Source organism: Desulfosporosinus cupriresistens, assembly GCF_001707885.1.
Taxonomy (GTDB): domain Bacteria; phylum Bacillota; class Desulfitobacteriia; order Desulfitobacteriales; family Desulfitobacteriaceae; genus Desulfosporosinus.
In genome coordinates, this window is sequence record NZ_MASS01000040.1 from 1 (window position 1) to 13379 (window position 13379).

15 protein-coding genes are annotated in these 13379 nt (G+C 38.8%); 3 read left to right on the forward strand and 12 right to left on the reverse strand.

Features of this window, described 5'->3' with window-relative positions; translation table 11 throughout:
- Window positions 1-113 precede the first annotated feature (113 nt).
- The 8 genes from DSBG_RS14790 to DSBG_RS14830 all read right to left on the reverse strand — a co-directional run bounded on the left by DSBG_RS14790 (window position 114) and on the right by DSBG_RS14830 (window position 8129).
- Window positions 114-797, reverse strand: coding sequence for a PhoH family protein (locus DSBG_RS14790; protein WP_068965070.1), 684 nt, complete (start codon window positions 795-797; stop codon window positions 114-116).
- Between the two features lie 693 nt (window positions 798-1490).
- The gene (locus DSBG_RS14795) at window positions 1491-1889 is read right to left on the reverse strand and encodes a response regulator (protein WP_068965071.1); all 399 of its coding nucleotides are present in this window, start codon (window positions 1887-1889) and stop codon (window positions 1491-1493) included.
- Between the two features lie 29 nt (window positions 1890-1918).
- Window positions 1919-2119, reverse strand: coding sequence for a hypothetical protein (locus DSBG_RS14800; RefSeq protein ID WP_139024195.1), 201 nt, complete (start codon window positions 2117-2119; stop codon window positions 1919-1921).
- 312 nt (window positions 2120-2431) lie between these two features.
- Window positions 2432-2737 (reverse strand): DUF3846 domain-containing protein, encoded by a 306-nt coding sequence (locus DSBG_RS14805; RefSeq protein ID WP_068965072.1) that lies wholly within the window; start codon window positions 2735-2737, stop codon window positions 2432-2434.
- 307 nt (window positions 2738-3044) lie between these two features.
- Entirely contained in the window at window positions 3045-4577 is a 1533-nt protein-coding gene (gene guaA / locus DSBG_RS14810; RefSeq protein ID WP_068965073.1) for a glutamine-hydrolyzing GMP synthase, read from the reverse strand.
- A 167-nt stretch (window positions 4578-4744) separates the two neighbouring features.
- On the reverse strand, window positions 4745-5287 hold the full coding sequence (gene hpt / locus DSBG_RS14815; protein WP_068965074.1) for a hypoxanthine phosphoribosyltransferase: 543 nt from the start codon (window positions 5285-5287) through the stop codon (window positions 4745-4747).
- Between the two features lie 340 nt (window positions 5288-5627).
- A complete protein-coding gene (locus DSBG_RS14820) occupies window positions 5628-6290 on the reverse strand; it encodes a LolA-like protein (protein WP_068965075.1) in 663 nt (220 codons plus the stop codon).
- Between the two features lie 1398 nt (window positions 6291-7688).
- Window positions 7689-8129 (reverse strand): hypothetical protein, encoded by a 441-nt coding sequence (locus tag DSBG_RS14830; protein WP_068965077.1) that lies wholly within the window; start codon window positions 8127-8129, stop codon window positions 7689-7691.
- Window positions 8130-8173: 44 nt separating this feature from the next.
- On the opposite strand from DSBG_RS14830, the gene DSBG_RS14835 reads away from it, so the two are divergent.
- Window positions 8174-8605 carry an RNA polymerase sigma factor gene (locus tag DSBG_RS14835; protein WP_282434220.1) on the forward strand — a complete coding sequence of 144 codons (432 nt, stop codon included), beginning with the start codon at window positions 8174-8176 and terminating at the stop codon, window positions 8603-8605.
- Between the two features lie 5 nt (window positions 8606-8610).
- Window positions 8611-9372, forward strand: a complete 762-nt coding sequence (locus DSBG_RS14840) for a DUF4367 domain-containing protein (protein ID WP_068965078.1) — start codon at window positions 8611-8613, stop codon at window positions 9370-9372.
- 85 nt (window positions 9373-9457) lie between these two features.
- Here the strand turns inward: DSBG_RS14840 and DSBG_RS14845 are convergent, their stop codons facing one another.
- Window positions 9458-9889: a hypothetical protein gene (locus DSBG_RS14845; protein ID WP_068965079.1), complete on the reverse strand. Its 432-nt coding sequence runs from the start codon at window positions 9887-9889 to the stop codon at window positions 9458-9460.
- A 270-nt stretch (window positions 9890-10159) separates the two neighbouring features.
- On the opposite strand from DSBG_RS14845, the gene DSBG_RS14850 reads away from it, so the two are divergent.
- On the forward strand, window positions 10160-10339 hold the full coding sequence (locus DSBG_RS14850) for a hypothetical protein (RefSeq protein WP_068965080.1): 180 nt from the start codon (window positions 10160-10162) through the stop codon (window positions 10337-10339).
- A gap of 102 nt (window positions 10340-10441) precedes the next feature.
- On the opposite strand, the gene DSBG_RS14855 is transcribed toward DSBG_RS14850, so the two are convergent.
- The 3 genes from DSBG_RS14855 to vanR all read right to left on the reverse strand — a co-directional run bounded on the left by DSBG_RS14855 (window position 10442) and on the right by vanR (window position 13369).
- Window positions 10442-11467 carry a D-alanyl-D-alanine carboxypeptidase family protein gene (locus DSBG_RS14855; protein ID WP_068965081.1) on the reverse strand — a complete coding sequence of 342 codons (1026 nt, stop codon included), beginning with the start codon at window positions 11465-11467 and terminating at the stop codon, window positions 10442-10444.
- Window positions 11468-11559: 92 nt separating this feature from the next.
- The gene (vanS, locus tag DSBG_RS14860) at window positions 11560-12693 is read right to left on the reverse strand and encodes a vancomycin resistance histidine kinase VanS (RefSeq protein WP_068965082.1); all 1134 of its coding nucleotides are present in this window, start codon (window positions 12691-12693) and stop codon (window positions 11560-11562) included.
- Window positions 12671-13369: a VanR-ABDEGLN family response regulator transcription factor gene (vanR, locus tag DSBG_RS14865; RefSeq protein ID WP_068965083.1), complete on the reverse strand. Its 699-nt coding sequence runs from the start codon at window positions 13367-13369 to the stop codon at window positions 12671-12673. The genes vanS and vanR overlap by 23 nt, the downstream gene beginning before the upstream one ends.
- Between the last annotated feature and the right edge of the window lie 10 nt (window positions 13370-13379).

The window sequence follows — 13379 nt, forward strand, 5'->3', positions numbered from 1 at the left end:
GTACCTTTCACCAACCTAGTTATCGCCATGCCGTGGCGCACTTAAAGAAAGCGCTGTACTAATAATAGTACAACGCTTTTCTCTCCAACTTCATCGTTTATAGCTTTACCTAGTTAACTATTTTGAAATGCGTCTGCCCAATTCGCAAGGTCTCCACGAAAGTTCTTTGTTAGTGAAACAATCTTGCAATACGGTTGATCTTTAAAGTGTTCCATATATGGAACAAAGCCGCTTTTTGAAATAGGGATGTCAATTTGCCCTGAGTGTCCAATACAAATTACTTTACACGAGTCATGTACTCGAGTTAAGATCTTTCTCAATTCTTGGACAGTAAAATTTTGACATTCATCAATAATTATTGTCATGTCCTTGAGATTAGTTCCTCTAAGAAATAATGGACTCTTAGGAAAACACCAAATGCTATCCATCACTCGTTTAATACTTACCTTTCTACGAATTGCTTCATTTGCCAATGTTTCTTCATTGTAAATACATTGAGCTGGATTTTCATTAATTTCTAATAAAGCGTCTATCAACGGTTGATGATAGATACTTTCCTTTTCAGATTGAGTTCCTGGTCTGAAACCCATATTGGATTCTTGTACTGGGTTAAAAATATATGTTAGAGGCTTTTTCAAAATCTTAGCGCAGGCAACCGCGAGTGTAGTTTTTCCAGATCCAGCCCTGGCGTTTACCATGACCAATTGGTTATCAAATATGGCGTCAACATATTCACGTTGTTCAGCAGTTAATCTTGGTGCGAACCCAAACAATAAGTTATTCTCAGGTAGTGGCATAATACTCACCTAATCCTTATCACTTTATTCAATATTTGCGACATTTATATATCAAATGAATCTAATTTGCCAACTTCTTTTTAGTACAATGCTCAAGGGTCAGGCGTCAGGTTCTCACAAGTTAAGCAATTTATTTTCAAATAAAACTTTGTCGTTAGATTGCATCTAACTTCATATCATTAATTTTTATTGGCACTATCATATTAAGATTACGCTTTCTTATTATTTCTCGTAATTAGATTTACATTCGATCACAAAAAACAAACACACCTAATATAGGTTGTGCAAAGAGCCGATAGACATAACAAGAGGCTACGAAGTCGCCAAAAGGTGGCGGAAATCATAACCCCCTAACAAGCTCAAACGCTCCATGAACCCTTACTTTATCAGAGAGCCTTTATGACACAAACACATATTCCCACTTGATCGTCCTTAAGGGGTTTCGAGGAATATCATAAACAAGCGATTAACCCCTGCAATCGAAGGAAGTACAGAGAAACTTTGCCGCAATCACGATACATGAAGTTATCGTTTACCTAATCGATTTTACTATGTTCCAACACTTTCTTCAACAGTAAAGCTAAAGTGACACCGTTCCCCATCATTCCGAAGAATTGCACCGATCTGAGTTGAAAATAGTCAATGAACAATCATGTTTTTCTGAGTTCTGAATTTGTCTTGAGCGTGTGTGAGCTATGAAATTATGTTTTTTTGATACTTATCCATGTTACACATTAAGTGGTTTATTAGAACACGTACATCAACCAAGTCAAAAGGTTTAATTATAAAGTATTTTACGAGCCCATCTTGGACCGCATCGTTTAAATCCTTGGCATCAAAATACGCACTCATGATGACAACAATTGTCTCTGGAGCTATATCTTTTAATTTGGTTAGGGTTTGCAAACCACTTAAGCCAGGCATCCTCAAATCGAGTAATACAAGATTAGGTGTTTCCTCTATTACAAGTCGTAAAGCCATTGATCCATCAGACGCTTCTTTAATATAGAAACCTTCTTGAGTCAGAAATTCAACCATAAGTCGCCGGATGCCATAATTATCATCAACCACTATAATATGATTATTACTCACTATAATTCTACCTCCTTAGACGCAGAAAACTAGCATCTGCTATCGTTATTCATCGTTAATAATTGATTAACTAACTCATTGACCAGCTTTTCAATATTTTCTACTTCTTTTAAGATGACAATTGAATGGTTAATCTTATTATTTATCTTATCCAGTTGTACATACCCTTTAAGAACTGTTAACTGATCAACTAAAATGTCACAAATATTGAATATTTGCTCTTTGCTCATGCCCATCCAACTTTCTATATAAACGTCATAAAATCCTGTTTAGCAAAAAGTTAAGATTTATAGAAATACCTATTATTTTCTCACCAATCTTAATATTATTACTATTTTATATATTTTTCCGACAAACATAAAGGGTGCAATCTGTCGAAATAGATCTTATATTTCTCTTATTCTAATAATTTTTCAATAGTTAACATAAAAGACGAATTACGGCGAGTGCGCCCATCTCCATCACACCAACATTTTTTCAAGTACTAAATGCAAGAATAGGACACCTTCTTAACGGTGTCCTATTCTTGTAACTGTCGAACATTAAACTACAGGGAACCCTATATACTCTGATATGTATCCAATCTGCTTATCTGAAAGTGAAGTAAACTCTGTGTCATTAGTTGCAGTGAATACACAAGTCCCAACAACCCAACCAAGCCGATCATCATAGAAATTGTTTCCGAGTCCTTGCGATACAGCTTTCTCATTACATATGCACACTATATCATCTGTTAATGGTACGATCTCAATAAATTCTCCGACTAGCTCTTGCAAGTCCTCAAAAGTACCTTCAATCTCCTTCAATTGTAAAGGTTGATTGAGCGGTTCTCTAACTAATACTCTCATTGTAATTGCCTCCCTCGATTTACTTAAAAACACAAAATTACGAAGTCACTTTTATTAATAATACAACAGCAATTTATGGGGGTATTCGATTAACCTCAGAACCTTAAGTCTGACGAGTAGATAAACCTGTTCCTACAATTATCGTAAAAGTCTTTATTTTACCAACTCCTAATCACAAATTGGTAAGCCGATAAACGAGAAAACAGGTGGTTATGATGACGCCAAAAACTGGCTGAAATCATAACCACCCAGCAAATAGTAGACAACCTTTAAACTCTGGCAAACCTTTGTTTACTCACTTTTAGACCTACTCCCACTCAATCGTCCCAGGGGGCTTGGAGGTGATGTCATAAACAACGCGGTTGACCCCTTGTACCTCGTTCACAATCCGCGAGGATATGCTTTGCAGGAGGTCATAGGGGAGTCTGGCCCAATCTGCAGTCATAGCATCTTCACTGGTTACAGCTCTCACGATAATGGGATATTCATAGGTGCGGCCATCTCCCATCACACCGACACTTTTGATTGAGGGTAGAACAGCAAAACTTTGCCACAAGTCTCGATACATTCCCGAACCACGGATTTCTTCTAAAACGATAGCATCCGCTTCCCGTAAAATATCCAATTTCTCACGAGTCACTTCACCGAGAATACGGATAGCCAAGCCCGGCCCAGGGAACGGTTGACGCCATACAATCTCCTCACTCATTCCCAGTTCAACGCCTAGTTCCCGCACTTCATCTTTAAAAAGCATCCTCAATGGCTCGATAAGCTCAAATTTCATATCCTCTGGTAAACCACCAACGTTGTGATGGCTCTTAATAGTTTCCGCTGTTTCTGTCCCGCTTTCTACAATATCTGGATAAAGCGTTCCTTGTACTAAGAAATCGACCTGACCAAGTTTTGATGCCTCCACCTCAAAGACGCGGATAAACTCATTCCCGATCGCTTTGCGTTTCATTTCGGGATCGGAGACGCCTGCAAGCTTTTGCATAAATCGCTCGCTCACATCTACAAACACTAAATTCAGTTGAAACTGTTCTGTGAAAATCTTCTTGACCTGCTCAGCCTCATTTTTACGCATGAATCCATGATCAACAAAGACGCAAGTTAGCTGATCGCCAACAGCCCTGTGTACTAGAGCTGCAGCCACCGAGGAATCCACTCCACCGCTCAACGCACAAAGTATATGTCCCTTGCCAACTTTAGCCCGAATTTCAGCAACTTGCAACTCAATAAAGGACTCCATAGTCCAGTCCCCAATGCATTCACAAATATCAAAGAGAAAATGTTCTAACATGGTTTGACCATCCGGGGTATGCTTTACTTCCGGATGAAACTGAACACCATAAAAACGCCGCTTCACATCCATCATGGCTGCGACCGGGGTATGCCCTGTATGGGCAGCGACCGTAAAACCTTCCGGTAATTTCTGTACGGAATCACCATGGCTCATCCAACACGGACGCTCACCACTCAAGTCTTTCCACAGATCTGTTGCAATATCAACTGTAACCATCGTCTTTCCATACTCTTTGGCTTTTGGGTGTTCCACGCTTCCGCCTAATTGAACGGTCATTAGCTGCATTCCATAACAAATCCCCAGGATGGGGATTCCTAGATTATAAATTTCCGGGTCCACTTCTGGAGCATTGGGCTGATTTACGCTTGCTGGTCCACCCGAGAAGATAATGCCCTTTGGCTGGCGAGCACGAATCTCTTCAATTGGGGTTTTATAGGAAACCATTTCAGAATACACATGGGCCTCTCGCACACGGCGAGCAATGAGTTGATTGTACTGTCCTCCAAAATCTAAAACTAAAACGACTTCTTGTGTCACTTTTTTATCACTACCATTTCTTGTTAATATTATAAATACTATCTATAATTTTCCTTTGAGATGAATGCAAACAACATCCTAAACTCTCAAATCACACCAAGCCTCTTCCGACTCAATCCCAGAGGGACATTCTCTGCTAGAGAGCGCTTTCAGTGCGCCAGTTCTTCCTAGTCAACTTTATAAGCTTCCTGTTTTAAAACACCAACATAAGGCAAATTGCGGTACTGTTCATTAAAGTCCAAACCATATCCTACAACGAATTCATCGGGGATCGTAAATCCATTGTAATCCGGAAAGACATCAACTTGCCGGCGGGTAGCCTTGTCGAGCAATGTAGCTACTTTCACACTAAGAGGGTTCCGAGCAGTTAAATTTTCTTTTAGATACTTTAACGTTAAGCCAGAATCCACGATATCCTCAGTAATCAAAATATGGACATCTTCAACACTACGCTCCAAATCTTTGAGAATTCGCACAACGCCAGAAGATTGTGTAGACGCCCCATAGCTTGATAACGCCATAAAATCATAGGTCAATGGCAATTTGATCTCCCGTATGAGGTCTGCCATGAAAGGAACGGCGCCTTTTAGAATCCCTAGAACCAGGATATTTTTTCCTTCGTAGTCACGTGTTATTTCTGCCCCGAGTTCGGCCACACGCTTTCCCAATTCTTCTCGTGTGATTAAAACTTTTGCAATATATTCTTCCATAATGTACACCTCCACCATACCTTGCATTGTAAGAACCTACTTTTATCAAATCCCATATTTCATAAAAGTTTTTTAAATTATACTTATCCAGAGACTAAATGTACAATATACGCTGCATATTCTCACTCCGGATTGTGAACTCCGAACCTCAAATTCGTGGCGATTAGTCGTCGGATAAAACTTATGCCAAAACTATATCAGAGGCTTGTCCGTTGTGCAAACATTTTACGAATCCTGAGTGTTTTATAGACATAGCTAGTTGCCAAATACATAAGTGAGACAGGCTACCCCACTTGTGGTGTAATCCTGCCTCTTTCGCACTACTCATTGAGCAGCATCTTTAAATATCCGGCGCTTGTATAGTTATTTTCTTCCCAATATCCTTAAACTCAAGTGTCATTGTCATGGGGTCGGACTTAGCTTTATTTTTCGCTTCGATTGTCGCTTTTACTAACATTTTATCAGACCTGCGAATATAAAGCGTATACTGGAAATCGGTCCAAAATACCTCCATCATTTGATTCTGCACACTGGGTTTTAAATTACAAATCCATACTCTTTCTCCGTTAACCTTACCTTGACCGCTAAGCATCACCTCTCCAAGTTCTTTCATTTGAAGCGAAGATAAGGGGTTGAGCTCCGCCAGGAAGACTTCCTGCGCTGCTGGAGCATTAGCAAACCTGATCCACTTCTTGTTAAAAGGATCCTTGCTGTAGGTAGAATCTCCAATTTTGATCATCTCAACTTCGCTTCCTGTCAGCTGCCCCAAGATCCGGGCGTTGGCACCGTCTTTTTCCCCTAGGATCTGGGTGAGTACCCGATCCTTTCCTTCGACCCATTGATGCTGGGTCAAACTGTAGCGAAAAGAGGTCGCTGCGTTCAATCGTTCTAAGCTGTGTGTGACCAAATTAGTAGGGTCTGGCTGCCAAAAAAAGCGCCCTAAAAGTCCCCCCATCAACACGATGCTGATTCCGATGAGTAACCATAATCCTCTTTTCTTCATCTCATGCCCCCCTGGCGGAGTTCTTACCCTACTAATATGTGTACATGGCTTGGTCTATTCCACTTATGCAACTCTGAAAAATTCAAAACTTCTTTCCCTTCTTTCTTTACTTGTTGTTACCTAGTTTTAGGCAAAAAAATAAGCCTCTTACTTGAAGTGACTTTTTTCTTATTCTTAAAGGTTATTCTCCGATATCCTTGAACACATGAGCGCCTGGCTCATAGTTTGTGAATTGGGAATAACATGGTTTTTTAAATTGTTAAACATAGTGTCGCGATTCGACATGTCTTATTTGTGACACAATCTCTTTAAAATCAAATAAACAAATATGGCTACTATTACAAATATAAATATAAATATGATGAAAACTATGTGTTGATTGTATTTTTTCATTAATAAAGTGAAATATTGGGCAAGAAACATATACAAATACACCAATATGGTTCCATAGATCATCGTCCTGATAAAAGATTTCATAAAATCACCCATAACCATTATAAACAACATTAGGGGTGAAATCACCCCTCGTCCGTGTTTTTTGAGCAAATAAAAAGCCCTCTTGTTTTTAGAGGTGCTTCATCGTTTTCTGAGACGTTTGATAGTTCTTGCTTTTTCACGCCAGGTCTTGGGATACAAACTGCCCCATGGGGCAATGCCTGGTTTAAGTATCTAATGCCCTCAGTAATGCTAAGGCTTTATTTATTGCAAAAGAAATCCCCTCACAAGGAGGGGGAGTGAAGGAGGATAAAGAATGAAAAAAGTCAGATTTATATTAACCGTTATATTAACGGGTAACCGTCGGTTGAGTTGATGCTTATGACTCACCATAAAATTGTATTGTAGTTTCTGATTGGCAGTCTTTAACGAATCAAATAGCAGGTTCACTTCCGATCGGACCATATACAGAGTATCCTATCGATTCTCGAATACCGCCCAGTCTGTCATTAGTGTAGGTGAGCATACAACTCTAATAGCCTATGTATTATAAGACGTTTCCGATATTTGTACATCCGTATAAACTACAGGATAAATAAATATATTTTCAAGTAGTTTCTACAGGTTAATTCGTAATTGATAGAAGAATACAAAAGAGTCACCACTTAAGGCTTTGCTCTAAAACTTATTACGTTCTAGTGACCAGAATTAGGGGATCAACAACCATCTTTTGAACACAAATAACACCTCTCTCTATTCCTAGGCGTTTAGTGATGAGTGTTAAATGGGTCTACTATGTTAAGTTTCCTAGTACCCACCTTAAACCTCACACAGAAAGAATATAAAGACGAAGGGAATCAGACCTTAATGAGAAAACAAGACTGAAAGCAATTGCTTTCAGTCCTGTTTTTACGGATCGGTTGGCATAAGTGAACCCAATAAAAAATCAATTCTTCCTTAGCCTTATGAACCTAGAATAGCATCTTCTTGAGCTTGAGTGATGGTTCCTGCAGTTACGAGACTATCCAAGGCAGTTTTAATTCCGTCATTAGTTCCTTTATTGGAGGCACCCATTGAAGGTGTCCTAGCTGTTTGAATAGCGTCAGCTTGGTCTTGGGTAATCGTCCCTGCTGTAACAAGCGCATCTAAAGCCGTTTTAACTCCGTCTGGCCCCTTAGTTGCAGTTTCCATAGCAGCTGTAATAGCATCTGCTTGGTCTTGAGTGATGGTCCCTGCTGTGACAAGTGCTTTTAATCCGCCTTGATATCCGTTACCTTCGCTTCTGTTCATGTTACCCTTACTAGAAGTAACTGCATCTGCTTGGTCCTGGGTAATCGTCCCTGCTGTAACAAGCGTATCTAAAGCCGTTTTAGCTCCGTCTGACCCCTTAGTTGCAGTTTCCATAGCAGCTGTAATAGCATCTGCTTGGTCTTGAGTGATGGTCCCTGCTGACCAACAATAAACATATATCAGAAGATGCAGTACAACAGGCGTTTGTTGTTGCTTACAAACAAATTAATCAATTAAAATTTAAGGATAAATTTTCTTCGTGGGTTATTACTATTGCATTGAATGAAGCGAAACGAATGTTGAAAGATAACTCTAATATTACTCCATTAACAGATTTGCAATTAAATATATCGCGAGAAAATAGAGGAACCGATATAGAACTTAAAGAAGACATTGACAATGCTTTAAGCAAGTTAAAACATAATGAAACTGAAATCTTAGTTCTGAAGTATTATGCTGACTTAACGTTAAAACAAATCTCTAACTTATTAGGTATTAACTTATCGAACACAAAAGTAAGATTACATAGAGCGAAGGAAAAATTCAGAAAACTGATAGATAAAGATTTCAATCAATATTTGGGAGGTTGAGCTATATGTCCATATCAGAAGAAGAACTTGATAGAATAATAAAAAATCACTTATCAGAAGAGTTAGACTCCAATATTGAGGTTCCAGATATCGATAATCAGTGGCAGAAGATTAAACAGCAAATATTAATGACAGACAATATACATAAAACACAAAAGCGATTTCCCAACCAAAAACAAATCGTTGTAGCCGCAGTCATCGTCATTTCCATCGGTGCAATAACTTTTTCATACCCAAACAATGCTAACGCTTTCGGCGGAAAAATTGCAGAGTTTTTTAACTACATTGTTGGAAAAACCACTCAAAACAAAACTGAAACCTATAAACAGGATGATGAGTCCGGTGTACCCAAGGTACAGGATGAAGGAAATGTTTTTGAAAAAGAGGTTAACCTGGAACAAGCTCAGAATTCAGTTCCATATAAATTGGCTATCCCTAATTACCTCCCCCAGGGGGCTAATAAAAGAAGGATTGTTCTTTCTTCTTTAGGAGCAGATATATATCAAATTACTATTGAATATAATCTTAATAAAGACGTAATCATTTTTAGTCAACAAAATAGCGCAAATGAAACTTCACGTGGAACATTGTATGATACCGATGATACTGTTACAAAAAATCTGTCAATTAACGGCAGTCCTGCCGTCTTATTTATACGTAAGAATGGTATCAACACATTGAATTGGCAACTAAGGGGTCTATTACTGCAAATTACAGGGAAACTACCTGAAGAAGAAATTACGAAAATCACACAATCAATTAACTAAGAAAGGGCCTAACCAGACACTGGCTAGGCCCTTTCTTATGGGATGCTTTTAATTCTTAGTTTCCCTAATCTTGCATTATTTTATATTATTGAACATAGATGGCTTCTGTGTAAGATTGACCACTCTCGCTTACTCCACCATCCAATGAAGTGTGTTGCGCAACTACCCTATAACTATATCCACTTGAGACACTAAGTATCTTTCCGCCAAAAACATAATCCGAATCGGAATTACTGTAGCTATAGTTACTTAATGAAGACCATTTACCGCCGGAATAATATTGCAAATTCAATGTTAAACCTATTTTGTCGACTGCATAGTAGGTTGAGGTTGAACCAGAAATGCTGATTGTACCATCGCCATTGTTTACAATCTTGCATTCTCCTCCTGAAATAGTTTGGTAAACTGCCGGACTCATTACCCCATTCGCACTAACTTTAGTTACCGTGGCTCCTAAAGCTACTTGAGTACCCCATAGCATAAAGATAGCTAGAAGTATGGGTATTACCTTTCTCATTACACATTTCCCCTCTCCATTATTCTAATATATAGAGTATAAAAGTGGGACAAAAGGTTACAAAGTAATTGGTGTAAATTTTGAAGAACAATATAGAGGAGGATAGCTGAAATGATCGATTCGACACTAATTTTTCTTGCTTTTTAGGCATTCCATAGTAAAACTCTATGCTAGGGTAATGCCTAGTTTCTTAATCAATCGGCCCATACTAGAAGGCCTCAGGATGCAATTCACAGATCGCATTCTTACACGAGCAAGGAGAGAAAAGATATGAGCATCTATAATTACAAGGCGAATCAAAACAAGTTTAAGCGTGTAGCAGAAAACATGAGGAGTGGCATTTTTAAGCATAATGATGTGAGTCAAGCAATAGATCATTTTAACGATGACGTTAACAAAGCCGTCCGTAATATTATTTCAGAACTAGAAAATGAAAAGAATGAACGCTAACTTTAACAACCAAACTTTCTATTGGCACAATAAAAGCACAAGCAAACGATCCGATTGAACGGATTGGATGCTTGTGCTTATCTAAATGTATAAGAGAAGACCTTATCGTTTTCCAATACTGTTGTAAACAGTTAATGCATCGGTAAAATCATACTGTTCCGAATGGTGATCGCCTTTTGCACCAGCTGAAATCAAAATGTATTCTTGGTTACCTACTTTGGCGAGACTCGCGAGACATAGACCGGCCTCATGGGTATATCCTGTTTTCCCTCCTAAAATTTCCCCATCAATAATGTTTTGATTGTTGAGTTCAAACATGGTGCTGTTAAAGGTTATCCCATCAGGGTGCATATTCGTAGGTTGTGCGGAATGACGGGATGAAGTAAAAATCTCCCGGAAAGTATCATTTTGCAGAGCATAGCTTAGAAGAATAGCCAGATCTTTGACTGTTGTGTAATGGTTTACATTGTGAAGTCCAGTCGCATTTTCAAAATGGGTATTTTCCATGCCAAGATCTGCCGCCTTTTGATTCATTAATTTTACAAAATTCTGCTCTGATCCCGCAATCTGGTCAGCAAGTCCAATACAGCATTCCGCGCCGCTCGGCAGCATTACTCCGTATAACAGATCGATTGCCTTGACCTGCTCACCTGGTAGGAAACCGGCCATTGATGCATCTGCTCCGTACAGCCCCTGAAACGTAGAATTGGTCAGTTTGATTTCTTCCTTCAGATTAGATAAATTTTCTATCGCAACAATGGCTGTCATCATTTTAGTCAAAGAAGCAGGATAAATTTTTTCTTCGCTGTTTTTTTGCATCAGGATGGTATGATCTTTTAAACGGATCAGAATCGCATTAGGACTGTTCAGCTTATCGTGAGAGATAGGAACAGAGGGATCGGTTTCTATCTTTGATGGAGGAACCGGTGTTGTTCTATCTTCGGAAGAATCGGGAGTTATCTTTAAAGAAGAATATGATGAGGTTTTATCATCATATTCCTTCTTAAATATATGTTGGTTTCCTGGAGTAATGCTGGATTTGTAAATAAAAGCAGCAATGACAACCATCAACAGAAATGCTACAAATATGCGTATTCCTGTTTTTTTCTTTTTTACTTTTCGTACCATAATAAACAGCTCCTTATTCTGTGCTAATATTATTCAACCACAGAACAAGGAGCTATGTTGGAATTCCATCTTATGAACATCTTAAGATTTCCTTATAACGGAAGCTTTACTGTAAATGTAGTATTTTCCGGATTGCTTTCCACAGAGATTGTACCGTCATGAGCCTTGACAATTTCTTGGGCGATTGCCAAACCTAGTCCTGCTCCACCGGTGTTTGTGGAACGTGCAGAATCTAATCGGTAAAATTTTTCAAAAATTGTTTCAAGCTTTGCCTGCGGGATTGGATTTCCCTGATTAGTAAAAGTTATAACGATATTTTTGTCCTGCTGTTTAGCAGAAATGTCAATGACGTTGTTTTCATAACTATAGGCTATCGCATTTTTCAGAATGTTATTGAACACACGGGCCAGTTTGTCGGCATCTCCCCACAGAGTGAGGCCGTCAGGCACATTGACGGACACCTGCTTTTCCTCGGGAGTCAGCATTGGATAGAATTCATCGGCCATCTGCTGGAGCATGAACAGTAACTTGATTTTTTCTTTATTCAAAACAATAGTTTGAAGATTAAATCTTGTGATCTCAAAAAACTCATTTATAAGCTGCTCTAATCGATAAGCTTTTTCCAAGGTAATACCGACATATTTTGCCTTCTGTTCCGGAGGCATATCAGGGGCTTCATCCAGAAGACTTAAGTATCCTATGACGGAGGTCAAAGGTGTCTTTATATCGTGAGCCAAGTAAACGACTAAATCATTTTTGCGTTGCTCGGCATCAAGTGCAGCTTTCTTTTGTTTTTCCAAGTTGCTTTTTATCTGATTAAGCTTATTTTCCATAAAATCCAATTCCGGTGATAATGTAATTTCATCATCGAATTCCTCAGCAAGTTTATCCATTCCAGCACTGACTTCATCGAAATATTTAGTAAACCAAGAAATTGAAAATCGAAAAAGTATAACTAAAAATATTAGGATTACAATAAAAAGGATCATGTCCATATTGTTGCGAATCACCAACTGATAGATTGTCAGTGCGTCCGAATTTTCAAAATTAAAAGCGTTGACTAAAAACCGAACGATACGATCTCCGATCTGTCCACGTAGGATATAGCGCAATAGATAAACAGTTACAGCGGCGGCAACTGTAATCAGAAGCATTTGAAAAAATACTTTCCTTTTTAATTTTGTATAATCATTCCTTCTTCTCTTACTTTTCAATTTTATAGCCAATCCCCCATACCGTTTTGATATATTTAGGATGTTCCGCGCTGTCATGCATTTTTTCCCTTAAATGCCTGATATGAACCATTACTGTATTATTGCTATTGGTGAAATACTTATCTCCCCATACCTCATGGAACAATTTTTCCGAACTGATCACCCGTCCGCGATTAGAACAAAGGACCCAAAGAATAGAAAATTCTGTAGGAGTGAGAGATAGCCTTTTTTCATTCAGCGTACATTCATGGGTCTTCATGTCCAATACCAAGCCGGAAAAGGCAATCAAGTGTTCTTCCTGGTTTGGCGCCGCAGAATTATATTTGGTAAATCTCCGGAACTGTGCCTTTACACGGGCAACGAGTTCCAAAGGGCGAAACGGTTTAGTGATATAGTCGTCCGCACCTAATGTCAGCCCGGTAATCTTATCGATTTCTTCTTCTTTAGCTGTCAGCATGATAACCGGAAAATTATGCTTTTCCCTGATTTTCCGACAGAGAGTAAAGCCATCAATATCCGGCAGCATGACATCAAGTATTGCAAGCTCTAACTGTTCCGACTCAACACACCGGAACGCATCTTGACCGTTATAAAATTTGTATACTGTAAAACCTTCATTTCTTAAATAAACTTCAATTAGATCCGCTATGGACTGCTCATCGTCTACAATTAAAATATTGATGCTCATAAGTTCTATC